This window comes from Enterobacter sp. RIT637 (assembly GCF_019718755.1).
Lineage (GTDB): Bacteria > Pseudomonadota > Gammaproteobacteria > Enterobacterales > Enterobacteriaceae > Enterobacter.
Genome location: NZ_JAIHAZ010000023.1, coordinates 22,932 through 48,584, shown reverse-complemented (window position 1 = coordinate 48,584; position 25,653 = coordinate 22,932). Strand labels below are relative to the sequence as shown.

Below are 25,653 nucleotides of genomic sequence, written 5' to 3'. Positions count from 1 at the left end.
ATAAATTGTTAAAGAGCAGTGCAACGCGGCTTTCGCTCACCGTTGCGAGGTGGCGTATATTACGCTTTCCTCTTTCAGAGTCAACCCGTTATTTCAGGATTTTTTCTCTTCAACCGAACCGCTTGTTTGTGAAGTGATTCACATCCGCCGTGTCGATGGAGGCGCATTATAGGGAGTTATCAGCAGGCCGCAACCGCTAAATGACAGAAAAATGACTGACTGCTGCATTCCACAGCAAAACCCCGCCTTATACCTTTTTACGCACAGACTTATCCACAGTCGCCCTTCAAATCCACTATACTAGCGACAAATATTCCCCCTGCAGGCTCCTCCCATGACCACACAACGTCTCACCCGTGACTGGCGCATCCCTACAGCAGGACTAATGGTGCTGGTACTCCTCTTTGCAGGTTTTACGCTTCATACGCACTGGAACGCCTTTATTCAGTGGTGCCTCGCCACCCAAATCACCTTACATCGCTATCTGGTGATGTACTTGCTCCAGCTGAATAACCATCAGTACAGCGGCGGTCTGTGGCTGCTAACCGGCTCCTTCCTTTATGGCGTACTTCACGCCATCGGACCGGGACATGGCAAATTCATTGTCACCACCTATCTCAGTACAAATAAAGAAAGCGAACTGGCCGCCCGGGTTGTGCCGTTTCTCGGCAGCCTGATGCAGGGCGTCAGCGCCATACTCTTTGTCTTTATACTGGCGATAGGGTTTAACCTCGCCTCGGGGGATATCAGCACCAGCCGATGGTATGTAGAGAAGGTCAGCGCCGTCCTTATTGGTGCATTCGGCGCATATGTGATTTATCAGGCACTGAAAAGCCTGCGGCCGCGTCGAATGACAATCTCCTCCATCAAGCCCTTCCACCCGCATGATGAACATTGCGGTTGTGGTCATCATGGCGTAGGAGCCGAGCTGACAAAAGGCGACTGGAAAACGCGGCTGGGCGTGGTGATGGCGATTGGCGCGCGACCGTGCAGCGGCGCCATCATGATCCTGATGTTCTCGAATGCGCTCGGCATTGTCACCTGGGGGATCGCCGCGGTGATGACCATGTCACTGGGTACCGCGCTTTCTATTATGGGTCTCTCGCTGGCGGTACGTTATGCCCGTGAACGCACGGTGGCGTATTTCGGCGGCGGGTCATCGCTGAGCTGGCTGGTGCCGGTCGTGAAAATTGCGGGAGGGATCGTGCTGATTCTGTTCGCCACCGTCCTGTTCCTGACGGTGATCCCCATCAGCGCCAACGGCGACTATATTGCCGCCGGATGCTAATAAAAGAAAACCCGCCAGCGGCGGGTTTCATTATTACTCGTTAATCCGTGGATGTTGATCAACAAGGCGGGAGCGCTTCTTCTGCAGCTCTTCAATCTCTGCGTCAATATCCTCTATCTTCTGCTCTACGTTATCGTAGTGCTCGCGCAGGATCTCTTTCGCTTCCTGGATATCGGATGCCGCAGGCGTGGCCCCTTTCAGAGGACGGTTCGCCGTCTCCTTCATGGTAAGACCGGTTGCCAGACCAATGACTGCAATAACCATCAGATAATAAGCAGGCATCATCAGGTTCTGCGTGCTTTCCACCAGAGAGGCGGCAAGCGTCGGCGTCAGGCCCGCAATCAGAACCGAGATGTTGAACGCCGCAGCCAGCGCACTATAACGAATGTGCGTCGGGAACATCGCAGGCAATGTTGACGCCATCACCCCGATAAAGCAGTTCAGGATCACCGCCAGCATCAGCAGCCCCGCGAAAATCAACCCCAGCACATTACTGTTGATCAGAATAAAGGCCGGGATCGCCAGCGCAAACAGCGCCACGCTGCCGAGAATGATGAACGGTCGACGACCGAAGCGGTCACTCAGCAGCCCCATAATCGGCTGCACAAACAGCATACCCACCATGATGGCGATAATAATCAGCACACCGTGATCTTCCGAGTAGTGCAGGTTATGCGACAGGTAGCTCGGCATGTAGGTCAACAGCATGTAATAGGTCACGTTGGTGGAAATCACCAGACCGATACAGGTCAGCAGGCTGCGCCAGTGTTTAGTGGCAATCTCTTTGAACGATACTTTCGGACCTTCCTGCAGCCCTTCGCGGTCGCCCTGCTCCAGCTTTTCAACGTGCTGCTGGAACGCTGGCGTCTCTTCCAGCGCATGACGCAGGTAAAGACCGATGATGCCCAGCGGCAGCGCGATAAAGAACGGGATACGCCAGCCCCAGTCGAGGAAGTTCTCTTCACCGACGACGGTTGAAATCAGCACCACGACGCCCGCGCCCATCACGAACCCGGCAATCGAACCGAAGTCCAGCCAGCTGCCCATAAAGCCACGCTTACGGTCAGGTGAATACTCCGCAACGAAGATCGACGCACCGGTATACTCGCCCCCGACGGAGAAGCCCTGCGCCATCTTACAGAGCAGCAGCAGAATCGGTGCCCAGATGCCTATGGTGGCGTAGGACGGTATCAGGCCGATACAGAAGGTACTGATCGACATAATCACAATGGTGATAGCGAGTATTTTCTGGCGACCGTATTTGTCACCGAGCATACCGAAGAACAGACCACCCAGCGGGCGAATCAGGAAGGGAACGGAGAACGTACCCAGCGCGGCAATCATCTGCAGGCTTGGGTCGGCACCGGGGAAGAACACTTTACCTAATGCATAGGCAACAAAACCGTAAACACCAAAATCGAACCATTCCATCGCATTACCGAGCGAGGCGGCGGTGATCGCTTTACGCAGTTTTGCGTCATCGATAATCGTGACATCGCGAAGCGTAATGGGTTTAACCTTTTTCCTTCTTAGCATAGCTTTCCTCGTAGACTTAGCCCTGTCCGTTCCACAGTTAACTCGCGTTCTGTGAACCTGGGATTCGCTCCATGCGAATCGCCTTATTCAAGCGTAGCAGGTTTACTTACATTGACGTTTCACGTCGATACAACCGAACCTGTTGACGCCTGTCTGGGCAGTTAGTGACCTTTTTACCCTACCAGCGTTTATATATGTGATCAACTTCACATATCTTTTTCCCGTTCGTCAAATCATGTCAGACTTTGTCAATTCCTGAGAATGCGTACTTTCTCAAGCGCGCAAAAAAATATGCTTCCGTCCGTTATTATTCGGTGCGCAGCAAAGGATTAAGCCACATTCCGTCACATCGAATTTACATAAATTTTAATAATAAAACGCCGCATGCTTTGTTTACATTCATTATGTGATCAAGATAACTAAAACACTGTTTTATTTTCATTGAATCGCAATTCCAAAGATCGCATCATAAATCCGCAAACATCATCTCTAGTGCTTTCGAACAAAAGAAACGGAAGACACTCATTTAATTTTATTGCATGGATAACGAATTAGCCCCTTCCTGAAGGTTGGTAATTCATTGAATTTATTTATCTATTTTTGAAGCCTTCCGCCAGATACGCGGGGCGAGATGCGAGGGTTAGACATGAAGATTAAAGCCACTATAGAACGTATCCCCGGCGGTATGATGTTGGTTCCGCTGGTACTTGGTGCGATCTTAAATACACTGGCACCGAATACCGGCGCTTATTTTGGTGGATTCACAAAAGGCATGATTAGCGGAACGGTACCGATTCTGGCGGTATGGTTCTTTTGTATCGGTGCATCCATTAATTTACGTGCCACGGGTACGGTATTACGCAAATCAGGAACACTGGTTATCACAAAAATTGCCGTCGCCTGGGTTGTTGCCATGATCTGTGCGATGTTCATTCCGGAGAACGGCATTCAGACCGGATTCTTTGCCGGATTATCCGTGCTCGCCATCGTGTCAGCGATGGATATGACCAACGGTGGTCTTTATGCCAGCCTGATGAATCAGTACGGCACCAAAGAAGAATCCGGCGCGTTCGTGCTGATGTCGCTGGAGTCCGGCCCGCTGATGACCATGTTGATCCTGGGCTCTGCCGGTCTTGCCTCCTTTGAACCTCACCACTTTGTCGGTGCGATCCTGCCATTCCTGATCGGTTTTGCGCTGGGTAATCTGGATCACGATCTGCGCGATTTCTTCAGTAAAGCTACGCCGGTACTGATCCCGTTCTTTGGTTTCGCACTGGGTAACACCATCAACCTGAACGTGATTCTGGATACCGGCCTGCTGGGTATTGTGCTGGGTGTTGCCGTCATCATCATCACCGGTATTCCGCTGATTATTGCCGACCGCGTGATTGGAGGCGGAAACGGAACCGCGGGTGTCGCCGCGTCTTCGGCCGCCGGGGCTGCCGTCGCAAACCCGGTGATTATTGCCCAAATTAACCCAGCCTTCGAACCGGTCGCCGCGTCAGCCACAGCGCTGGTTGCCGCCAGCGTAATTGTCACCGCGATTCTGGTCCCCATCATCACGGCGCTGTATGCGAAACGCTACGGAAATGTGCAAGAGACGCTGCCTGAACCGAAACCAATAGAAATGAATCATTAAAAACCACACCAAACCATCCCCTCTCCCCTGCGTGGAGAGGGTTAGGGTGAGGGGGAAGGGATCAGCCAAAAATCTCTTCCACCATCCCATCCACCAGCCGTTTTGCCGAACAGAGCCTCGGCATGCCCAGCGCGACAGTCTGCCAGCTCTGCGTCACCGACCAGCACACCGGATGCTTATCCGCCAGGCACCAGTCCCCCAACCAGCCCAGCATATCCTTATAATCCATCAGACCGGGGGATGCGGATGTTGTCAGCCATTGATGGTAAAAGTGTCGGGTGGTGGGAGAGGCATTAATACCCTGAGCAAGATAATTCGCCGCCATGCTGCGCAGGTTATCCTTGAGCATGGCCGCCACATCGTCATTTGCCAGGCGGCACGCATCACCAAACGCCCCCCAGCGTAATTCTTCCAGAACAACGTAACAGCGGCCAGCCAAAGACCAACTGTCGTATTGACCGGCACGCCAGCGGGTAAAAATCTGCTCACTATGCTCGCCCGCCTGAACCGTGAGCCCACGCTGCGTCAGCGCTTTCTCTTTATAAGCCGCGCGCTGGCTAAAGTGAGCGGTGAGTTCTTCATACTGCTGTATCAGACCCGGAGGCTGAACGGTGCGCGGGTTCGTCTGCTGCCGAAGCGCCAGCAATTTATCGGTCATACGGGTCAGCGCCAGATGGCCAGGATCGAGCATTCCAGCCAGCTTCTCCGCCAGCCCCAGACGCAATGCCGTATTTTCGGTCAACATTCCCGCCATCGCCCACGGACGTAGCCGGGTGTGCGTCATGATTTCCTGAGTCAAACGCTCACGAAACTGCAGCTGCTGCGGCCCCAGATGGGGATGACGCGCAGCGTCCACGCCCTGAACCAGATCGACCATAAATTTGGGATGAATACACTCCAGCGTCCGCCCGGGACCGTCCAGTACCTGTGTTGTCATGGTTGCTCTGCCGCGAATAGGGTTTGAATATCATCGCGTAACAGTCGGGTATCTTCCTGAATCCACGTTGCAGTCGTAAGACTTTGCTTCAGCATCTGGCTGAGCGCTCGGGTCGAATGCGCATTTTGCTGACGCACTGCGAGACTATCACGCAAGCTTTCCTGTAACCCGGTCAGGCATAATGAAAATTCTGCAAAGAAAGTCGCCATACCTGCCGTAACAGAGACATCGACCTGCGCGGCTAAAGCTTTACCGATTTGTTCACAAAACTGGTCGATATGGAGTTTAAATTTGTCATGAAGCTGCGCGATATCGATGACGTATCGTGTGCGCGTCGCGACAGCGTCCTCCCAGCCCCAGCCCGGATTGTTCAACCAGCGCGAGACGGTTTCACGCATGCTGCCCGCACCCGAAGTTCGTCCGGCAGGACGGTTATCCATCGCAATGGCATCATTGAACAGCGCACGCGTATTGAAGTTCAGCTGATTAGGCTGAAACGCAGGGAAACTGATCCGCGCCCGAAAGCCCGCATGGCTCAGCTGCGCTTTAATCCGCGTTTCTATGGGGCGCATGGCCTCATTCAGCGAGCGTGCCAGCGTGGATTCAAGCTGATCGAAGCGCAGCACCAGCTCTCGACAGATCTTATCCTGCGCATCCAGCATGATCAGTTCACATGAGGAGCTGATCTTGCTCAGTACAACCTGCGCCTGTCCTTCGTCGTCCAGCACCAGATGTCGTGCCTCTTCCACTGCGTCGTTTCGGACACTCAGCGGGTCGATACCAGCGACCCCCATAATATTGCTGTGACTGAAGACCTGCCCAATCGCCTGTTGCAGCGCGTGCTTTTGCCGCGCCATGAACTCATCCGTTGCGCTAAGCGCCTCTTCAACTTCGTGTTGCACTTCATCACTGACCACGCTCTGGCGCGTTTTTATCTGCGCCATGTCGTCCTCAAGCCGGGCAATATTCAGCTCCAGCTCGTCAAAAGCGACGGTCAGCCCCTGATAGCGAAAATCGAGATATTCCCGGGCATTCTGCGCATAGTTGAGCAGCTTGTGGGAAGCCGAACGCAGGGCAAACAGCGAGGCGTTGGCATACGCGGCATAAATCAACTTACGGATGGGTTGTTCAAACAACGAGTCTTCCCACAGCAGGTCCGCGGCATGACGGATATGGTCGATATCGTCCAGATCGGCTGTTCGCCAGCGACGTCCCAGCGCTGCCTCGGCAAAATCCTGCACCCAGCGCTGCGTCTGATGATCAGGGAGCCGTCCGTTAGCGGCCATCTCATAGCGGGCACGATTGGCCAGATAGGCCCACATCGAAGAAACCGGGTAAATCTGCCCAGGCGAAATATTCCCCTTCATTAATGTGCCGGAAATCAACGCCCGGACCTGTTCCTCGTCGTCGCTGTTACGGTCTTTCTGATCGAACTTATTGACCAGCGCATACAGGGGGACCGATTTCCCCGCCACCGAGATCGCCTGACGGACCTCTTCATCGGAAATCGATTTGAGCTGGGTATAGTCCATCACCGCGAGGACAGCCGAGGCGCGAGCCAACTGCTCGCTGAGCATTTTTTGCAGATGCGGCTGTCCGGCTTCATTTGGCCCCGGCGTGTCGAGTAACGTCAGTTGACCCAGATGGACATCCAGCCCTGCGAGATGCACAAACTCCACCTCAATGACCGGAATATGTTCAATGGCCGTATATTCAGAAAACGGAAAATCCACACCCAGCGCCTGAGAAAGGCGCACCAGGTCGTTAAGGCTTTTCAGACAATGGAATATCGGCTCCGCGCCCAGATGATGCTTTTCAAATGGCTCACCTTTTTCGATACGCTCCAGCAGGGTATTCATGTCTTTATCTATTTCAAGACGCTGAGCCAGCTTGCCGCGATCGTCATCGCAGAGCTTTTTCTGCAGTTGCAGGATCAACGCGTCAATAGGAGAGACATGCGAGAAATGAAGTACCGGCTCCTTCTGACCCGGCGTATGGCGGATCAGCGTCGGGAGCGCAGTCATTGGCCGGTTGCGGTTCGGCAATACCTCGGTACCCACAATCGCATTAATGGTGGTTGATTTACCCGCCTTCATGGTCCCGACAATGGCCAATACCATTTCGAGGCGGGTTATTTTGCGTAATTCATTATTTAGCATCGCCTGCTGAGCATCGACGCCTCGGGCGCTGAAATGTAAGGGCAGTACATTATTATTAACGCCTCTCACCGCGGCCGTCGCGCTATCCAGCATCGAACCTGGCATTGATTTCAAGGTCTCAAGATTCTGTAGCGCGAGCTGTAACAGACGCTCAGCTTCCTGGCTTAATTCAAAAATGGTCTGTGTGTGCATGATAAAAGCCTTTCCTTAACGCAAATTTATTACTTTTATTAAGCCACTTTGTTTTGATTATGCTGTTTCGGCTTATATGATCACGTATGGAAACATGTTCGCAAAATATAACTAATTGATGGCTATCAGAAATAAATAACCATCCTTGCAAGGCGCGTAAAACGGCCCCCTTGGCCGGAAAGCCAAAAGATAAAAAGCGTAGCTCATTTTCAGGAAACATCAGGATATATCATTGCTATTTACCCACCTAAAAAGAGAGGTAACTCCCCACCACCATGGGATGAATGGCGTTGGTGAACATGGATAAATAACAACTTGTTGCTTAACCTTATCCGAAATGGAAGAGCGTAGCAATTTGATGCAATAAAATATTCGATATATTTAGCATCATTTCTTTCCATCGTCTTAATGCATCAAAGCATCGCTTAACTGACTGACAGCAAGTGTCACTCGCCGCACAATTTTTGCATTTTTTTTATTATGCAATAGCACCGACAAAAGTGTGGATTTGCGTTATACTTGCCGCCTTTTTCGGCACTCTGCCGTCATTTAGCTGGCACTTTCCAGCGTGTTAACACTTTTTTGAGGATACCGACATGCAACTCCCACACTGCCCGAAATGCAATTCTGAATACACTTACGAAGATAATGGCATGTTCATCTGCCCGGAATGCGCACACGAATGGAATGACGCCGAGCCGTCGCAGGACAGCGATACCCTCATCGTAAAAGATGCGAACGGCAACCTTCTGGCCGACGGCGACAGCGTCACCGTAGTGAAAGATCTGAAGGTGAAAGGCAGCTCTTCCATGCTGAAGATCGGCACCAAAGTGAAGAACATCCGTCTGGTTGAAGGCGATCACAACATCGACTGCAAAATTGACGGCTTCGGTCCAATGAAACTGAAATCCGAGTTCGTGAAAAAGAACTGATTTACCCGCCCGGTGGCGCTTCGCTTACCGGGTTTTCGGGAACTACACTTAACGGGCTTTTCTTACGTGAGGTAAAGATTATGCCGTTAAGTCCCTACATCTCTTTCGCCGGCAACTGTGCAGAAGCCACTTCTTTCTACCAGCAAGCCGTCGGCGCAGAACTCCTTTATAAAATCACCTTCGGCGAAATGCCAAAAGACGAAAACAGCGAGGAAGGCTGTCCGTCCGGCATGCAGTTTCCCGATTCCGCCATCGCCCACTCTAACGTCCGCATCGCGGGCAGCGATATCATGATGAGCGACGGAATACCGCCCGGCAGCAGCGCGCAGTACGCGGGCTTCACGCTGGTGCTCGACACCCAGGACGTGGCAGAAGGTAAGCGCTGGTTCGACAATCTCGCCGCAGGCGGAAATGTCGAAATGGCCTGGCAGGAAACCTTCTGGGCGCACGGCTTCGGTAAGGTCACCGACAAATACGGCGTGCCGTGGATGATTAACGTCGTTAAATCGTAGGCCGGATAAGCGCAGCGCATCCGGCAACAGCGCCCGGTGGCGCTGCGCTGACCGGGCCTACGGTGATTGTCATAAAACTCCCCTCAACTCTTCAAATTCCCGCAACCCACACTTAACCCAAATGTCACATTGATGCGCCAGCATGAGGCCACATTTATCGTGAGGCCCAGCACATGCAAACCGTCATCCGCGTCGAGAAACTGAGCAAGACCTTCAATCACAACAAGGCGCTGCATGCCGTTGATCTGACCGTCCAGCAGGGCGACATGGTGGCGCTTCTCGGGCCGTCCGGTTCAGGTAAATCCACCCTTCTGCGCCATTTAAGCGGCCTCATCACCTGCGATAAAACGCCGGAAAGCCACGTCGAGCTGCTGGGCAATACCGTGCAGCGCGCGGGCCGTCTGGCGAGCGATATTCGCAAAAGCCGCGCCCAGACGGGCTACATCTTCCAGCAGTTCAACCTGGTTAACCGCCTGACGGTGCTGGAGAACGTGCTGATTGGCGCGCTCGGTAGCACCCCGTTCTGGCGTACCTGCCTGCGCTGGTTCTCCCCGTCCCAGAAGCAGGAAGCCTTACAGGCGCTGACCCGCGTCGGCATGGCGCATTTCGCCCACCAGCGCGTCTCCACCCTGTCCGGTGGACAACAGCAGCGCGTCGCTATCGCCCGCGCGCTGATGCAGAAAGCAAAAATCATTCTTGCCGATGAACCCATCGCCTCGCTGGACCCGGAATCGGCACGCATCGTAATGGAAACCCTGCGCGACATTAACCAGCACGACGGCATCACCGTGGTGGTGACGCTGCATCAGGTGGATTACGCCCTGCGCTACTGCGAGCGCATCGTCGCCCTGCGTCAGGGGCACGTGTTCTTTGATGGCGCAAGCCACCAGTTTGATAACGAACGTTTTGACCATCTCTACCGCAGCATTAATCGCGTCGAAGAGAACGCGCAGGCTGCATAACGTCCCCATAACGAGGAATGGAAATGAGCTATAAAACGGTTGCCGCGCTGGCCTTCACCAGCATGTTCAGCATCAGCACCCTGTTAAGCCCGGCGTATGCGGAAGAGCAGGAAAAAGCGCTGAACTTCGGCATTATTTCGACGGAATCACAGCAGAACCTGAAACCCCAGTGGGAACCGTTCCTGAAAGATATGGAAACCAAACTGGGGATCAAAGTGAACGCCTTCTTTGCCCCGGACTACGCGGGCATCATCCAGGGGATGCGCTTTAATAAAGTGGACATCGCCTGGTACGGCAACCTCTCCGCCATGGAAGCGGTGGACCGCGCGAACGGACAGGTGTTTGCCCAGACCGTTGCGGCAGATGGCTCTCCGGGCTACTGGAGCGTGCTGATCGTGAACAAAGACAGCCCGATCAACAACCTCAACGACCTGCTCGCCAAACGCAAAGAGCTGACCTTCGGCAACGGCGATCCGAACTCCACCTCCGGCTTCCTCGTCCCGGGCTACTACGTCTTCGCCAAAAACAACGCCTCCGCCAGCGACTTCAAGCGCACCGTCAATGCCAGCCACGAAACCAACGCTCTGGCCGTGGCCAACAAGCAGGTGGACGTTGCCACCAACAACACCGAAAACCTCGACAAGCTGAAGACCTCCGCGCCGGACAAGCTGAAAGAGCTGAAGGTTATCTGGAAATCGCCGCTGATCCCGGGCGACCCGATCGTGTGGCGTAAAAACCTCACCGAAAGCACCAAGGACAAGGTGTACGACTTCTTTATGAACTACGGCAAAACGCCGGAAGAGAAAGCGGTTCTTGAACATCTGGGCTGGGCACCGTTCCGCGCATCAAGCGATCTGCAGCTGGTTCCGATTCGCCAGCTGGCGCTGTTCAAGCAGATGCAGGGCGTGAAGGACAACAAAGGGCTTAAGGAAGATGAGAAGACCAGCAAAGTCTCTGAAATTCAGGCCCAGCTGGACGATCTCGACCGCCTGACCGCCGCGCTCGGTGCAATGACCAGCGTGAATAAAGCAGTGCAGTAGTGCCTTTCTCCCTCTCCCCGTGGGAGAGGGCCGGGGTGAGGGCATCAGCGCGCACATTTCCCCCTCACCCTAACCCTCTCCCTCAAGGGAGAGGGGACTAAAACCAAAGGAGTCAACATGCAAACCATCACCCTACCACCGCCGAAGCGCAGCTGGTTCTCGCTCATCAGCTGGGCCATCCTGCTGGCGGTGCTGGTTATCTCCTGGAAGGGCGCGGAAATGGATCCGCTGCTGCTCTTCAAAGATTCCGGCAACATGGCGACCTTCGCCGCCGACTTCTTCCCGCCGGACTTCAGCCAGTGGCAGGACTATCTCAGCGAAATGGCCATCACCCTGCAAATCGCCGTCTGGGGCACCGCCCTTGCCGTCGTTCTCTCCATTCCGTTTGGCCTGATGAGCGCCGAAAACATCGTGCCGTGGTGGGTATACCAGCCGATGCGTCGCCTGATGGACGCCTGTCGCGCCATCAACGAGATGGTCTTTGCGATGCTGTTCGTGGTCGCCGTCGGCCTGGGCCCGTTCGCCGGCGTAATGGCGCTGTTCATCCACACCACCGGCGTGCTTTCCAAGCTGCTCTCCGAAGCGGTCGAAGCCATCGAGCCCGGCCCGGTGGAAGGCATCCGCGCCACGGGTGCCAACAAAATCGAAGAGATTCTCTACGGCGTACTGCCGCAGGTGATGCCGCTGCTGATCTCCTACTCCCTGTACCGCTTTGAGTCCAACGTCCGCTCCGCAACCGTGGTCGGCATGGTGGGCGCAGGCGGGGTTGGCGTCACCCTGTGGGAAGCAATTCGCGGTTTCCAGTTCCAGCAAACCTGCGCACTGATGGTGCTCATCATCGTCACCGTCAGCCTGCTGGATTTCCTCTCTCAACGTTTGCGTAAGCACTTCATCTGAGAAGCGAGGCTTTGTTTTCTATGCACTTATCCAGACATCCGACCAGTTACCCGACCCGCTGGCAGGAGATTGCGGCAAAGCTCGAAGTGGAGCTACGCACGCACTACCGCTGCGGGGACTACCTTCCCGCCGAGCAGCAGCTTGCCGACCGCTATGAGGTGAACCGACACACCCTGCGCCGCGCCATTGACCAGCTGGTTGAGCGCGGCTGGGTCCAGCGCCGTCAGGGCGTGGGCGTGCTGGTGCTGATGCGCCCGTTCGACTACCCGCTAAACGCCCAGGCGCGCTTTAGCCAGAACCTGCTGGACCAGGGCAGCCACCCGACCAGCGAAAAGCTGCTCTCGGTATTGCGCCCGGCCTCCAGCCACGTGGCGGACGCGCTGGGCATTCAGGAGGGCGATAGCGTCATTCATCTGCGCACCCTGCGCCGCGTTAACGGCGTGGCGGTGTGCCAGATAGACCACTACTTCGCGGACCTCGCCCTCTGGCCTGTACTGCAAAACTTTGCCAGCGGTTCCCTGCACGACTTTCTTCAGGATGCGACAGGTATTGCCCTCAAGCGCACCCAGACGCGCATCAGCGCCCGTCGCGCGCAGGCGAAAGAGAGCAAGGTTCTCGAAATCCCCAATATGGCTCCGCTGCTCTGCGTGCGCACCCTCAATCACCGTGACGGCGAGATCAACGCGACGGAATACTCCGTCAGCCTGACCCGCGCCGACATGATCGAATTCACCATGGAGCATTGAATGCACTTCGACACCGCTACCCGACAGCGCTGGATGCGCGTGCTGGCCCACAGCCAGCCTGCCGCGCTCTCTGCCCGCATGAGCGCCCTGAGTCTGGCACCCGATTACGACACCCTCCGCGCCCCGGAGATCGGCCTCGTTCAGATCCAGGCGCGCATGGGCGGCACCGGCGAGCGCTTCTTCGCCGGTGACGCCACCCTCACCCGCGCCGCGATCCGTCTGAACAGTGGCACGCTGGGCTACAGCTACGTGCTGGGGCGCGACAAAGCGCACGCCGAGCGCTGCGCGGTGATCGACGCGCTTTTACAGGAACAACCCTATTTTCAGACGTTGATGGAAACCCTTATTGCCCCGCTGGAAGCCGACCGCGCCGCGCGCATTGCCGCGCGTCAGGCCGAAGTGAACGCCAGCCGGGTCGACTTCTTTACGCTCGTTCGCGGAGACAACGCATGACGCTTCAACCTGCCTTTACCCTGGCCGTCCAGGATGCCCAACACAGTTTTCGTCGCCTGCTGAAAGCGATGAGCGAGCCGGGCGTGATCGTCTCGCTGCACCAGCTCTCCCAGGGCTGGCTGCCGCTGAACCTGGCGACCACCAGCGTGCTGCTGACGCTTGCCGACAACGACACCCCGGTATGGCTCTCGGGCGCGCTGTCGAACGATATCGCCAGCCAGAACCTGCGTTTTCACACCGGCGCTCCGCTGGTCGATCAGCCCCAGCAGGCGGTTTTTGCCGTGGCCGACGAGCAAATCAGCCATGAACAGCTCAACGCCCTGAGCGAAGGCAGCGCCGTCGCCCCGGAGACCAGCGCCACGCTGATCCTGCAGGTCTCCAGCCTGAGCGGCGGCCGCATGCTGCGCCTCACGGGGGCAGGCATCGCCGACGAGCGCATGGTCGCGCCGCAGCTGCCGGAGTGCATCATTCACGAGCTGACCGAACGCCCGCACCCGTTCCCGCTGGGCATTGACCTGATCCTGACCTGCGGCGAGCGCCTGCTGGCAATCCCGCGGACCACCCACGTGGAGGTGTGCTGATGTACGTTGCCGTCAAAGGGGGCGAGAAGGCCATCGCCGCCGCCCATGCGCTACAGGCGCACAGACGACGGGGCGATGAACAGCTTCCCGAGCTGAGCGTCGCCCAGATCGAGCAGCAGCTCAATCTCGCCGTCGACCGCGTGATGACCGAGGGCGGCATCGCCGACCGCGAGCTGGCGGCGCTGGCCCTGAAGCAGGCCAGCGGCGATAACGTGGAAGCCATCTTCCTGCTTCGCGCCTACCGCACCACGCTTGCCAAACTGGCGGTCAGCGAGCCGGTGAACACGGCGGAGATGCGCCTGGAGCGCCGCATTTCTGCCGTCTATAAAGACATCCCCGGCGGCCAGCTGCTTGGCCCAACCTATGACTACACCCATCGCCTGCTGGATTTTACCCTGCTGGCGAACGGCGAAGCGCCGCAGCTCAGCACTTCTGACACCGAACAGGAACCGTCTCCGCACGTCTTCAGCCTGCTGGCAAAACAGGGTCTGGCGAAGGCGGAGGAAGATTCAGGCGCGCAGCCGGATGACATCACCCGCACGCCGCCGGTTTACCCGTGCTCGCGCTCGTCCCGCCTGCAGCAGCTGATGCGCGGCGACGAAGGCTATCTGCTGGCGCTGGCCTACTCCACCCAGCGCGGCTACGGGCGCAACCACCCGTTTGCAGCCGAAATTCGCAGCGGCTACATCGACGTCGAAATCGTGCCGGAAGAGCTGGGTTTTGCGGTGAACGTCGGCGAACTGCTGATGACAGAATGCGAAATGGTGAACGGATTTGTCGCGCCCGAAAATGAAGACCCGCACTTTACCCGCGGCTACGGGCTGGTCTTCGGCCTCGGCGAGCGCAAAGCCATGGCAATGGCGCTGGTTGACCGCGCCCTGCAGGCGCCGGACTACGGCGAGCATGTCGCAGGCCCGGCTCAGGACGAAGAGTTTGTGCTGGCCCACGCGGATAACGTTGAGGCCGCCGGTTTTGTCTCGCACCTCAAGCTGCCGCACTACGTCGATTTCCAGGCCGAACTGGAACTGCTGAAACGCCTGCAACGGGAGCGCGCCAATGGCTAACTTAAGCGGCTACAACTTTGCCTATCTGGACGAGCAAACCAAACGCATGATCCGCCGCGCCATCTTAAAAGCGGTGGCTATTCCGGGCTATCAGGTGCCGTTCGGCGGCCGCGAAATGCCGATGCCCTACGGCTGGGGCACGGGCGGTATTCAGATCACCGCCAGCGTGATCGGCGAGGCGGACGTGCTGAAGGTCATCGACCAGGGTGCCGACGACACCACCAACGCCGTGTCGATCCGCAGCTTCTTCCAGCGCGTTACCGGCGTCAATACCACCGAAAAAACCGAAGATGCGACGCTGATCCAGACCCGTCACCGCATCCCCGAAACCCCGCTGGCTGAAGATCAGATTTTGATTTTCCAGGTGCCGATCCCGGAGCCGCTGCGCTTTATCGAGCCGCGCGAAACCGAGACCCGCACCATGCACGCGCTGGAAGAGTACGGGGTGATGCAGGTGAAGCTGTATGAGGATATCGCCCGCTTCGGCCATATTGCCACCACCTACGCCTACCCGGTGAAGGTGAACGGGCGCTACGTGATGGACCCGTCGCCGATCCCGAAATTCGACAACCCGAAGATGGACATGATGCCCGCCCTGCAACTGTTCGGCGCCGGGCGCGAGAAACGCATCTACGCCGTCCCGCCTTACACCCGCGTGGAAAGTCTCGATTTCGACGATCACCCGTTTACGGTGCAGGAGTGGGACGAACCGTGCGCCATCTGCGGATCCAAACACAGCTATCTGGACGAAGTGGTGCTGGACGACACGGGCAAACGGATGTTTGTCTGCTCCGACACCGATTACTGCCGCCAACAGAGCGAGGCGAATGGCCAATGAAACCGCTGCTTTCGGTTAATCACCTGACCCATCTTTATGCGCCGGGCAAAGGCTTCAGCGACGTCTCGTTCGAGCTGTGGCCGGGCGAAGTGCTGGGGATCGTCGGCGAGTCCGGCTCCGGCAAAACCACCCTGCTGAAGTCCATCTCCGCGCGCCTGACGCCGCAACACGGCGAGATCCTGTATCAGGGACGCTCCCTCTACGGCATAAGCGAGGCCGAGCGCCGCCGCCTGCTGCGCACCGAATGGGGCGTGGTGCATCAGCACCCGATGGACGGCCTGCGCCGTCAGGTATCGGCGGGAGGCAACATCGGCGAACGCCTGATGGCCACCGGCGCGCGCCACTACGGCAACATCCGCGCCACCGCACAGCACTGGCTGGAGGAGGTGGAAATCCCCGCCTCGCGCATCGACGACCTGCCGACGACCTTCTCCGGTGGGATGCAGCAGCGCCTGCAGATTGCCCGCAACCTGGTCACCCACCCGAAGCTGGTGTTTATGGATGAACCCACCGGCGGGCTGGACGTCTCCGTGCAGGCGCGCCTGCTCGACCTGCTGCGCGGCCTGGTGGTGGAGCTGAACCTTGCAGTGGTAATTGTCACCCATGATTTAGGCGTTGCGCGCCTGCTGGCGGACCGTCTGCTGGTGATGAAGCAGGGCCAGGTGGTGGAAAGTGGGTTAACCGACCGCGTGCTCGACGATCCACACCATCCGTACACCCAGCTGCTGGTGTCGTCCGTGTTGCAGAATTGAGGGCGCCACCCCGGCAAAACGAACGCAGTCCCTTGTAGGCCGGGTAAGGCGAAGCCGCCACCCGGCAAGAAAACGCCACGAGGCCAACATGATCCACGTACAAAACGTAAGTAAGACCTTTGTGCTCCACCAGCAAAACGGCGTACGCCTGCCGGTACTGCAAAATGCCTCGCTAGAGGTCAGCAGCGGCGAATGCGTGGTGCTGCACGGCCATTCCGGCAGCGGAAAATCCACCCTGCTGCGCTCTCTGTACGCTAACTACCTCCCGGACGAAGGCCATATCCGCATTCGCCACAACGATGAGTGGGTCGATCTGGTGCAGGCCCCGGCGCGTCAAGTGCTGGACGTGCGCCGCACGACGATCGGCTGGGTCAGCCAGTTTCTGCGGGTGATCCCGCGGATCTCCGCCCTGGACGTGGTGATGCAGCCGCTGCTGGATCTCGGCGTGCCGCGTGAAACCTGCGCCGCCAAAGCCGCCAGCCTGCTGACGCGTCTCAACGTGCCTGAGCGCCTGTGGCACCTTGCCCCGTCGACCTTTTCCGGCGGCGAGCAGCAGCGCGTCAATATCGCCCGCGGCTTTATTGTCGACTACCCGATTCTGCTGCTGGATGAACCCACCGCCTCGCTCGACGCTAAAAACAGCGCGGCCGTGGTGGATCTGATCGAACAGGCCAAAGCGCGCGGCGCGGCGATCGTCGGGATCTTCCACGACGAAACCGTTCGCAGCCGTGTCGCAGACAGACTGCACCCGATGGGGACAAACGCATGATTATCAATAACGTCAGGCTGGTGCTGGAAAATGAAGTCGTTGATGGCTCGGTTGAAGTCCATGAAGGCGTTATTCGCGCCTTTGCCGAAACCCAGAGCCGTACCCCTGAAGCGATGGACGGTGAAGGCGGGTGGCTGCTGCCGGGACTGATTGAGCTGCATACCGATAATCTGGACAAATTCTTCACCCCGCGCCCGAAGGTGGACTGGCCCGCCCATTCGGCGATGAGCAGCCACGACGCGCTGATGGTCGCCAGCGGCATCACTACGGTGCTGGACGCGGTAGCGATCGGCGACGTGCGCGACGGCGGCGATCGCCTGGAGAATCTGGAGAAGATGATCAACGCCGTGGAGGAGACGCAGAAACGCGGCCTCAACCGCGCCGAGCATCGTCTGCACCTGCGCTGTGAGCTGCCGCACCACACCACCCTGCCGCTGTTTGAAAAGCTGGTGGGCCGCGAGCCGGTCTTGCTGGTCTCCCTGATGGACCACTCGCCGGGGCAGCGCCAGTTCGCCAACATTGAAAAGTATCGCGAATACTATCAGGGCAAATACTCCCTCAACGACGCAGAGATGGCGCGCTACGAGGAGGAGCAGCTGGCGCTTGCGGCCAAGTGGTCGCAGCCTAACCGCCTCAGGATTGCCGCGATGTGTCGTGACCGCAACATCGCGCTGGCCAGCCATGACGACGCCACGCACGATCACGTGCGCGAATCCCACCAGCTTGGCAGCGTGATCGCCGAATTTCCCACCACGTTCGAGGCGGCTGAAGCCTCCCGCAAACACAGCATGAACGTGCTGATGGGCGCGCCGAACATTGTGCGCGGCGGCTCGCACTCCGGTAACGTGGCGGCAAGCAGGCTCGCCTCGCTCGGCCTGCTGGATATCCTCTCGTCCGACTACTACCCCGCCAGCCTGCTGGATGCGGCGTTCCGGGTGGCGGATGACGAGGGCAACAGCTTTACGCTGCCGCAGGCGATTCGCCTGGTGACCAAAAACCCAGCCAGCGCGCTCAACCTGCACGATCGCGGTGAGATTGCCGAGGGTAAACGCGCGGATCTGGTACTCGCCCACCGCAAGGGCGAGCACGTTCATATCGACCACGTCTGGCGTCAGGGAAAAAGGGTGTTCTGATGGGAAAACTCATCTGGCTGATGGGGCCGTCAGGCTCCGGGAAAGACAGCCTGCTGTCGGCGCTGCGGCAGCAGGAACACGCGCGGCTTTTGGTCGCGCACAGGTACATAACCCGCGCGGCCAACGCCGGAAGTGAAAACCATATCGCCCTGAGCGAGCAGGAGTTTTTTACCCGCGCCGGGCAAAACCTGCTGGCGCTGAGCTGGCACGCCAACGGCTTTTATTACGGTGTCGGCATTGAGATCGACCTCTGGCTGCACGCGGGTTTTGACGTGCTGGTTAACGGCTCGCGCGCGCATCTGCCGCAGGCAAAAGCCCGGTATGAGGCGGCGCTGCTGCCGATCTGTTTGCAGGTGTCACCGGATATTCTGCGCAGCCGACTGCAAAGCCGGGGGCGGGAGAACGCGAAAGAGATCGATCAGCGCCTGGCGCGCGCGGCGCGCTACACCCCGTCGGGCTGTCATATCCTCAATAACGACGGAAGTTTGCTACAGTCAGTCGAGACCTTTTTAACGCTGATCCGCCAGAAGGAGAAACAGCATGCCTGAGTGCCAGCTTCGCCCCGCCACCGCCGACGATGCGCAGATTGTCTATGCCCTGATCTGCGAACTGAAGCAGGCCGAGTTCGACCATCAGGCGTTCCACGCGGGCTACCTTGCCAACCTGCAGGATCACAACATGCGCTACCAGCTTGCCGAATTGGACGGGCAGGTCATCGGCATGATCGGTCTGCACATGCAGTTTCACCTGCACCATGCGCGTTGGATCGGTGAGCTCCAGGAGCTGGTGGTGATGCCACAGGCGCGTGGGCACAAAGTGGGCAGCCAGCTTCTGGCATGGGCGGAAGCGTTCGCACGCGAGGCTGGTGCCGAGCTAACGGAGCTTTCCACCAGCGTGAAGCGCACTGACGCGCACCGTTTTTACGTTCGTGAAGGATATACGCAGAGCCATTTCCGATTCACCAAACCGCTGTAGAGGTGCGTTATGAGCCTGACCATCACCCTGACAGGAACCGGAGGAGCACAGCTGGTGCCAGTCTTTGGCTGCGACTGCGCGGCGTGCCGCCGGGCGCGCCTGCAGGACAACTATCGCCGTCGCCCCTGCAGCGCGGTGGTCAAATTCAACGATGCGGTGACGCTGCTGGATGCGGGCATTCCGCACCTGATGGACGACTGGCCGGCGGGCAGCTTCCAGCAGTTTTTGCTCACGCACTATCATATGGATCACGTTCAGGGTTTGTTCCCACTTCGCTGGGGCGTGGGAGCGACAATTCCGGTTTACGGCCCGCCGGACGAAGCGGGCTGCGACGACCTGTTTAAGCACCCGGGAATACTGGACTTCGGCCACACGGTCGAGCCGTTTGTGATGTTCGAACTCCAGGGCTTGCGGATCACGCCGCTGCCGCTGAACCACTCAAAGCTGACGTTTGGCTATCTGCTTGAATCTGCCCACAGCCGGGTGGCATGGCTTTCGGATACTGCCGGGCTGCCGGAGAAAACCGTGAAGTTTCTGCTCAACAACCAGCCGCAGGCGATGGTTATCGACTGCAGCCATGAACCGCGCGAGGAAACGCCGCGCAACCATTGCGACCTAACTACCGTGATTGCGCTGAACGAAGTCATTGGCTGCCCGCAGGTGATCCTGACCCACATCAGCCATCAGTTTGACGTGTGGATGATGGATAACCCGCTACCACAGGGGATTGAAGCGGGCTATGACGGGATGGTGCTGGTACTCGACTGAGTTTTGCCGGGTGGCGGCTGCGCCTTACCCGGCCTACGGCCCAGGGTTTTGTAGGCCTGCGTAAGCGAAGCGCCACCAGGCTTTAGCCTCGATCGTAATCGTCTTCTAGCCTGCGCTCATCCTCTTCTAACCGACGGCGATCGTCATCCAACTGGCGCTGGCGCTCATCTAAGCGCTGGCGTCTGTCCTCAAGCTGCCGACGACGATCCTCGTACTGGCGGCTGTCGGTCTGGCGGCTGCGATCGTAACGATCGTCGTCGTCATCGCTGCTGCGGCTGCTGCTGGGGTTATAAGCATCGTTGATCGCCTGTTGAATGTTGCCAATGGCATCATCAATCACATCGGCGTGAGCCAGCTGGCTGGTTAAAGACAGCAGGCCAAATAACAGCGCGGTAGAGTAACGTTTCATAGAGCCAGTCTCACAGGTTGACTGGCTTTACGGTAATGAACGGCAGAGAACTGGGGTAGCGGAGGAATCTCAAATTACCATGACCTTCCGCAGCGCCTGTGCCAGCTGCACCCGCGTAAACGGCTTGCGCAGTAACTGAACGTCCGGCAATTGAGGATTATGCGCGGGTCGCAAATCCTGGCCGCTGATCAGCAGCACAGGAAGCTGCGGATAATGGCTGCGCACCTGGTTTATCACTTCAGCGCCGCTCAGGCTTCCCGGCAGCATCAGGTCGCTGATAAACATGCCAATATCCGGCGACGCCGCCAGCATGCTCAGGGCCTGTTCGCCGTTGTCCGCTTCCAGCGTCAGGTAGCCAAGCTGATGCAGCTGTTCGCACAGGGTCTGACGAACGTCCGTCTCATCTTCCAGCACCATGACCAGCCGCTCGTTATCCACGGACGTTGTGGCAGCCAGCGCTTCATCCTCCGAAACGGCGGGCAGCGTCGAGCGCGGGAGATGAAGCCGGACGGTCGTTCCCTGCCCCGGCGCGCTTTCAATCTCCACGCGACCGCCGGACTGGCGCACAAAGCCGTAGACCATCGACAGGCCTAACCCGCTCCCGCTTCCGGTCTGCTTGGTGGTGAAGAACGGTTCAAAGACCCGAGATTTTACCTCCTGCGACATGCCGCTGCCGCGGTCAATCACCTCCAGCGCCACCATATCCTGCCTGCGCCCGTCGCTGCGGGTGACGCGCTGATTCCAGGTGCGGATTTTTATCACCCCGCTTTGTCCTTCCATCGCATCGCGCGCGTTCATCACCAGGTTGATAATGGCGTTTTCCAGCTGGCTGACGTCTATCCACGCGGGCCAGGCCGGCGATTGCGCTTCAATCTCCAGGGTCAGGGTGGCAGGCAGGGAGTGGCGCATCAGTTCCCGGAGGTTCTCCAGCAGCGGCAGCATCTCTACCGCATGCGGCGTCAGGGATTGCTTGCGGGAAAACGCCAGCAGGCGCTGCGTCAGTAAGGCACCACGCTCGGCCGCCTTCAGCGCCCGGCTAATGCGCGGCGCGTCTTTTGATTCGGGGTCGGTAAGCTCAAGGCTGCCCATTATCACCGCCAGCAGGTTGTTAAAATCATGCGCCAGCCCGCCGGTCAGCTGTCCGACCGCCTTCATTTTCTGGCTGTGCAGCAGCGCCTCTTCCAGCCCCTGACGCTCGACGCGGTCAATTTCCATCTGCGTGGTTTTCTCTTTCAGCAGGCGCGTGGTGTGCTCAAGCGAGGCGGTATTGCGGGCAAAAACGTTAAACGCGCGCGCCAGTTCGCCCAGCTCATCGCGCCGCTGCAGCGCGGGCACCGAAACATCCTGCTCGCCGTGCGCAAGGCGCGACATCGCTCTGGAGATAGCCGTCAGGTTAGAGCCCAGATTGCGGTAGATATACCAGCAGGCGCACCCGGTGATGATCAGCGCAAGTACGGCGAAAATGCTGATAAACACGCTGATCGAGCGCAACTCCTGATGGCTCTGAGCGGTACGAAGCGTGGAGGCGTTCGCCACCTGCTCGACGTACTGATTGATGTCGCCGTTGAGGATCGCCACCAGCGCCTTGATGTGGAACATATACCAGCTTATCGCCAGATCGCTCTGTTCCAGCTGCTTCGACAGCGGGGCGAGCTTAGCTAACTCGGCATTAAAATCAGGCAGAACCCCCTTCACAACAGGCTGTACGGCATTTTGAGGCAGCGTTGCGGCCACGGCGTCCAGTTGATGAATGGTCGCGCGCGGCGAAGGGGTGTCGATGGCAGCAGCGATCAGCCGGTCCATCTCCATCAGCTGCTGCGCATCCGGTACGTTGCTGCCATAGCGGCGGTTGATGTCCTGCAGATGCCGCAGGTAGCTCTGGTTTTGATACAGCGAACTCAGCAGCGCGTTACGCTCCAGATGGCGTCGCTGTCCACGCTCCAACATCTCCGTCACGCTTTGCTGTAATTCATTGCTTCGTTGAATAATGCGCGCCACCAGCGCTGGCTCCTGCTGCGCCAGCGGCGCTTCCGCAAGCTGTTCCAGCGAGCGGCGCAGCGCCATTTGCGTCTGCTTCAGGCGCTCGGCTTCGCCTTTATACTCCAGCGCCCCCACCACCTGCGAAAGCCGCACCGCCGCCGTCGCCACGTTGGCGGTATCGCGGGCCAGGTTCATGCTGCCGGTCATGTCATCCAGCGTTTGCTGCTGAACCTGCTCCTGGATTTGACTGGCGTGACGAAAGCCGAGCACCGCCACGCCGCTCACCATCAGCGTAACGGCGACCACCAGCAGATTGAAAATCAGCAGGCGGCCTCGGGCGCTGGCGAAAAACGGGGGGCGTGATGGCATGGATTTGGGCTCCTCTGCGATTTGGTGCCCTCACCCTGGCCCTCTCCCACGGGGAGAGAGAAAAGAGAAATGTGACGGCGATTAGCTATTCATAACTATGACAAATATGAACGGCTTCTGACATTTTGCATTTACGCACCTGTGATGAAGTGCAGATATCGATATTCGCAGGAGATCCGCCATGAGCAGAACCCCGGTTTTAGAGATGCGCCACATTGCCAAAACCTTTGGCAATTTCCACGCGCTCAAGGGTGTGGATTTGACGGTCTTCCCCGGTGAGATCCACGCCCTGATGGGGGAAAACGGCGCGGGAAAAAGCACGCTGATGAAGATCCTCGCGGGAGCCTATACCGCCACCAGCGGCGAGATCCTGATCGACGGCCAGCCGTTTCACATTAAAGGGCCGAAAGATGCGCTGGCCGCAGGCATTACCCTGATTTATCAGGAGATGCAGCTCGCACCCAATCTGACCGTGGCCGAAAATATCTTCCTCGGCAGCGAGCTGTCGCGCGGCGGGCTGGTCCAGCGCAAGGAGATGGCCGCCCAGGCGCAGGCAGTGATTGACCGTCTCGGCGCACAGTTCAATGCCACCGACCTGGTGATGAAGCTGACCATCGCCGAGCAGCAGCAGGTGGAAATCGCCCGCGCGCTGCACCGCAACAGCCGCATCCTGGTGATGGATGAACCCACCGCCGCCCTCTCCTCGCGGGAAACGCACCGCCTGTTTGAACTGATTTTGCGCCTGCGCGATGAAGGGATGGCGATTATCTATATCAGCCACCGCATGGCGGAAGTGTATGAACTCTCCGACCGCGTCAGCGTGCTGCGCGACGGACAGTACGTCGGCAGCCTGACGCGCGACAAGCTGAATGCCTCTGAGCTGGTACGCATGATGGTGGGCCGCCCGCTCAGCGACCTGTTCAACAAAGAGCGTGATATTCCCCTCGGCAGCCCTCGTCTGAACGTCCACCACCTCACCGACGGTAAAAAAGTACAGCCGTGCAGCCTGCAGGTGCGTTCCGGCGAAATCGTCGGGCTGGCGGGGCTGGTCGGAGCCGGACGCTCCGAGCTGGCGCAGCTCATCTTCGGCGTGCGTAAGGCCACCGGCGGCATGATTGAGGTGGACGGCGAGCCGGTGGTGATCCACTCCCCGCGCGCGGCCATCGATAACGGCATCGGTTTCCTCACTGAAAACCGCAAGGAGCAGGGGCTGTTTCTGGAGCTGGCGGCGCAGGAGAATATCACCATGGCGACGCTTGAGCGCGACGCAACCTTCGGCATGTTAAACCGCAAAAAAGCCCAGTCGATTTCCGATGACGCTATCGCCCTGCTCAACATCCGCGTGCCGCATTCGCAGGTGCGCGCGGGCGGGCTGTCCGGCGGCAATCAGCAAAAGCTGCTGATCTCCCGCTGGGTGGCCATCGGTCCGCGCATTCTGATTCTGGACGAACCCACGCGCGGCGTGGACGTCGGCGCGAAAAGCGAGATCTACCGCATCATGAACCAGATGGCGCACAAAGGGGTGGCGATTTTAATGATCTCCAGCGAGCTGCCGGAAGTGGTGGGCATGAGCGACCGGGTGTACGTGATGCGGGAAGGCAGCATCGCGGGTGAACTGCACGGGCGCGACATCTCTCAGGAAAACATTATGACGCTGGCAACCGGCGTGAACGACACTCATCATCAGGCGGTGCAATCATGACAACTCCAACCCATCCGCAGCAGGTGGCGAAATCCGCCTCCGCCAAAAAAATGCTGATGAGCGATCTGATGCAAACGGTCGGCATCCTGCCGATTTTAATCCTGATCGTCGCAGTGTTTGGCTTTATCGCCCCTAACTTCTTCACCGAGAGCAACCTGCTGAATATTACCCGTCAGGCGTCGATCAACATCGTGCTGGCGGCGGGAATGACCTTCATCATTTTAACCGGCGGGATTGACCTCTCTGTGGGCTCGATTCTGGGTACTACGGCGGTTGCAGCTATGGTGGTCTCGCTGATCCCTGAATTTGCGATGCTCTCCATTCCGGCGGCGCTGATGCTCGGCATGGTGCTGGGCCTGTTTAACGGCGCGCTGGTGGCCTTTGCCGGGCTGCCGCCGTTTATCGTGACGCTCGGCACCTATACGGCGCTGCGCGGCGCGGCCTATCTGCTGGCGGACGGCACCACGGTCATTAACTCCAACATCAGCTTCGAGTGGATCGGCAATAACTACCTCGGACCCATTCCGTGGCTGGTGGTGATCGCCCTGGCGGTGATTGCTATCTGCTGGTTTATCCTGCGCCGCACCACGCTCGGCGTCCACATCTACGCGGTGGGCGGCAACATGCAGGCGGCGCGACTGACCGGCATTAAGGTCTGGCTGGTGCTGCTGTTTGTCTACGGCATGAGCGGCCTGCTCTCGGGCTTAGGTGGGGTGATGAGCGCCTCACGCCTCTACAGCGCCAACGGCAACCTCGGCACGGGGTACGAGCTGGACGCGATTGCGGCGGTGATCCTCGGCGGTACCAGCTTCGTCGGCGGGATCGGCACGATCACCGGCACGCTGGTAGGGGCGCTGATCATCGCCACCCTCAACAACGGCATGACGCTGATGGGCGTCTCCTACTTCTGGCAGCTGGTGATCAAAGGGGCGGTGATCATCATAGCGGTGCTGATCGACAAATACCGTACCCGACACCATCAAAGTGCATAACAACAAAATCCTACAGCTTCGAGGAAAA

At 58.2% G+C, this 25,653-nt stretch carries 25 protein-coding genes; 20 read left to right on the top strand and 5 right to left on the bottom strand.

Going from position 1 to position 25,653, the window contains the following annotated elements; translation table 11 throughout:
- Nucleotides 1-334: 334 nt before the first annotated feature.
- A complete protein-coding gene (locus K5E19_RS21845) occupies nt 335-1,288 on the top strand; it encodes a nickel/cobalt transporter (protein WP_221553061.1) in 954 nt (317 codons plus the stop codon).
- A 33-nt stretch (nt 1,289-1,321) separates the two neighbouring features.
- Here K5E19_RS21845 and proP read toward each other — a convergent pair whose 3' ends face one another.
- A complete protein-coding gene (proP, locus tag K5E19_RS21840) occupies nt 1,322-2,824 on the bottom strand; it encodes a glycine betaine/L-proline transporter ProP (RefSeq protein WP_221553060.1) in 1,503 nt (500 codons plus the stop codon).
- A 646-nt stretch (nt 2,825-3,470) separates the two neighbouring features.
- Between proP and kdgT the strand changes: the two genes are divergently transcribed.
- The gene (kdgT, locus tag K5E19_RS21835) at nt 3,471-4,463 is read left to right on the top strand and encodes a 2-keto-3-deoxygluconate transporter (RefSeq protein WP_214606317.1); all 993 of its coding nucleotides are present in this window, start codon (nt 3,471-3,473) and stop codon (nt 4,461-4,463) included.
- A gap of 61 nt (nt 4,464-4,524) precedes the next feature.
- Here the strand turns inward: kdgT and K5E19_RS21830 are convergent, their stop codons facing one another.
- Both K5E19_RS21830 and crfC read right to left on the bottom strand, forming a co-directional pair.
- The gene (locus tag K5E19_RS21830; RefSeq protein WP_221553059.1) at nt 4,525-5,400 is read right to left on the bottom strand and encodes a YjcZ-like family protein; all 876 of its coding nucleotides are present in this window, start codon (nt 5,398-5,400) and stop codon (nt 4,525-4,527) included.
- The gene (gene crfC, locus K5E19_RS21825; protein ID WP_221553058.1) at nt 5,397-7,751 is read right to left on the bottom strand and encodes a clamp-binding protein CrfC; all 2,355 of its coding nucleotides are present in this window, start codon (nt 7,749-7,751) and stop codon (nt 5,397-5,399) included. Before crfC ends, K5E19_RS21830 begins: the two co-directional genes overlap by 4 nt.
- 596 nt (nt 7,752-8,347) lie before the next feature.
- Here crfC and K5E19_RS21820 point away from each other — a divergent pair.
- From K5E19_RS21820 to phnP, 16 genes are all read left to right on the top strand, one after another.
- Nucleotides 8,348-8,683 (top strand): zinc ribbon domain-containing protein YjdM, encoded by a 336-nt coding sequence (locus tag K5E19_RS21820; protein WP_042719123.1) that lies wholly within the window; start codon nt 8,348-8,350, stop codon nt 8,681-8,683.
- 80 nt (nt 8,684-8,763) lie between these two features.
- Nucleotides 8,764-9,195 carry a VOC family metalloprotein YjdN gene (gene yjdN, locus K5E19_RS21815; RefSeq protein ID WP_221553057.1) on the top strand — a complete coding sequence of 144 codons (432 nt, stop codon included), beginning with the start codon at nt 8,764-8,766 and terminating at the stop codon, nt 9,193-9,195.
- Nucleotides 9,196-9,368: 173 nt separating this feature from the next.
- Nucleotides 9,369-10,157: a phosphonate ABC transporter ATP-binding protein gene (gene phnC, locus K5E19_RS21810; RefSeq protein WP_221553056.1), complete on the top strand. Its 789-nt coding sequence runs from the start codon at nt 9,369-9,371 to the stop codon at nt 10,155-10,157.
- 23 nt (nt 10,158-10,180) lie between these two features.
- Complete coding sequence (gene phnD / locus K5E19_RS21805) at nt 10,181-11,197, top strand: phosphonate ABC transporter substrate-binding protein (protein WP_221553055.1); 1,017 nt, start codon at nt 10,181-10,183, stop codon at nt 11,195-11,197.
- Between the two features lie 117 nt (nt 11,198-11,314).
- Nucleotides 11,315-12,094, top strand: coding sequence for a phosphonate ABC transporter, permease protein PhnE (gene phnE / locus K5E19_RS21800; protein WP_221553054.1), 780 nt, complete (start codon nt 11,315-11,317; stop codon nt 12,092-12,094).
- A gap of 20 nt (nt 12,095-12,114) precedes the next feature.
- On the top strand, nt 12,115-12,840 hold the full coding sequence (gene phnF / locus K5E19_RS21795) for a phosphonate metabolism transcriptional regulator PhnF (protein WP_221553052.1): 726 nt from the start codon (nt 12,115-12,117) through the stop codon (nt 12,838-12,840).
- Nucleotides 12,841-13,293, top strand: a complete 453-nt coding sequence (gene phnG / locus K5E19_RS21790) for a phosphonate C-P lyase system protein PhnG (RefSeq protein ID WP_063144952.1) — start codon at nt 12,841-12,843, stop codon at nt 13,291-13,293. It begins immediately after the preceding gene.
- Nucleotides 13,290-13,874 (top strand): phosphonate C-P lyase system protein PhnH, encoded by a 585-nt coding sequence (phnH, locus tag K5E19_RS21785; protein ID WP_096150964.1) that lies wholly within the window; start codon nt 13,290-13,292, stop codon nt 13,872-13,874. Before phnG ends, phnH begins: the two co-directional genes overlap by 4 nt.
- Nucleotides 13,874-14,938 (top strand): carbon-phosphorus lyase complex subunit PhnI, encoded by a 1,065-nt coding sequence (locus K5E19_RS21780; protein WP_221553050.1) that lies wholly within the window; start codon nt 13,874-13,876, stop codon nt 14,936-14,938. The genes phnH and K5E19_RS21780 overlap by 1 nt, the downstream gene beginning before the upstream one ends.
- Nucleotides 14,931-15,776 carry an alpha-D-ribose 1-methylphosphonate 5-phosphate C-P-lyase PhnJ gene (gene phnJ / locus K5E19_RS21775; protein WP_047646863.1) on the top strand — a complete coding sequence of 282 codons (846 nt, stop codon included), beginning with the start codon at nt 14,931-14,933 and terminating at the stop codon, nt 15,774-15,776. Before K5E19_RS21780 ends, phnJ begins: the two co-directional genes overlap by 8 nt.
- Nucleotides 15,773-16,528 carry a phosphonate C-P lyase system protein PhnK gene (phnK, locus tag K5E19_RS21770; RefSeq protein WP_213329605.1) on the top strand — a complete coding sequence of 252 codons (756 nt, stop codon included), beginning with the start codon at nt 15,773-15,775 and terminating at the stop codon, nt 16,526-16,528. Before phnJ ends, phnK begins: the two co-directional genes overlap by 4 nt.
- An 88-nt stretch (nt 16,529-16,616) precedes the next feature.
- A complete protein-coding gene (gene phnL, locus K5E19_RS21765) occupies nt 16,617-17,297 on the top strand; it encodes a phosphonate C-P lyase system protein PhnL (protein WP_221553049.1) in 681 nt (226 codons plus the stop codon).
- Complete coding sequence (phnM, locus tag K5E19_RS21760) at nt 17,294-18,430, top strand: alpha-D-ribose 1-methylphosphonate 5-triphosphate diphosphatase (protein WP_221553047.1); 1,137 nt, start codon at nt 17,294-17,296, stop codon at nt 18,428-18,430. Before phnL ends, phnM begins: the two co-directional genes overlap by 4 nt.
- Nucleotides 18,427-18,978, top strand: a complete 552-nt coding sequence (phnN, locus tag K5E19_RS21755) for a ribose 1,5-bisphosphokinase (RefSeq protein WP_221553062.1) — start codon at nt 18,427-18,429, stop codon at nt 18,976-18,978. Before phnM ends, phnN begins: the two co-directional genes overlap by 4 nt.
- A complete protein-coding gene (phnO, locus tag K5E19_RS21750) occupies nt 18,971-19,405 on the top strand; it encodes an aminoalkylphosphonate N-acetyltransferase (protein ID WP_221553045.1) in 435 nt (144 codons plus the stop codon). The genes phnN and phnO overlap by 8 nt, the downstream gene beginning before the upstream one ends.
- 9 nt (nt 19,406-19,414) lie before the next feature.
- Nucleotides 19,415-20,173: a phosphonate metabolism protein PhnP gene (phnP, locus tag K5E19_RS21745; RefSeq protein WP_221553044.1), complete on the top strand. Its 759-nt coding sequence runs from the start codon at nt 19,415-19,417 to the stop codon at nt 20,171-20,173.
- Between the two features lie 82 nt (nt 20,174-20,255).
- Here the strand turns inward: phnP and yjdP are convergent, their stop codons facing one another.
- Together yjdP and K5E19_RS21735 are read right to left on the bottom strand one after the other, a co-directional pair.
- On the bottom strand, nt 20,256-20,582 hold the full coding sequence (yjdP, locus tag K5E19_RS21740) for a DDRRRQL repeat protein YjdP (protein ID WP_221553043.1): 327 nt from the start codon (nt 20,580-20,582) through the stop codon (nt 20,256-20,258).
- A gap of 69 nt (nt 20,583-20,651) precedes the next feature.
- On the bottom strand, nt 20,652-22,931 hold the full coding sequence (locus K5E19_RS21735; protein WP_221553042.1) for a hybrid sensor histidine kinase/response regulator: 2,280 nt from the start codon (nt 22,929-22,931) through the stop codon (nt 20,652-20,654).
- 181 nt (nt 22,932-23,112) lie between these two features.
- Between K5E19_RS21735 and K5E19_RS21730 the strand changes: the two genes are divergently transcribed.
- Together K5E19_RS21730 and K5E19_RS21725 are read left to right on the top strand one after the other, a co-directional pair.
- Nucleotides 23,113-24,633, top strand: coding sequence for a sugar ABC transporter ATP-binding protein (locus K5E19_RS21730; RefSeq protein WP_221553041.1), 1,521 nt, complete (start codon nt 23,113-23,115; stop codon nt 24,631-24,633).
- Complete coding sequence (locus K5E19_RS21725; protein WP_032662554.1) at nt 24,630-25,625, top strand: ABC transporter permease subunit; 996 nt, start codon at nt 24,630-24,632, stop codon at nt 25,623-25,625. Before K5E19_RS21730 ends, K5E19_RS21725 begins: the two co-directional genes overlap by 4 nt.
- The last annotated feature ends 28 nt before the right edge of the window (nt 25,626-25,653 follow it).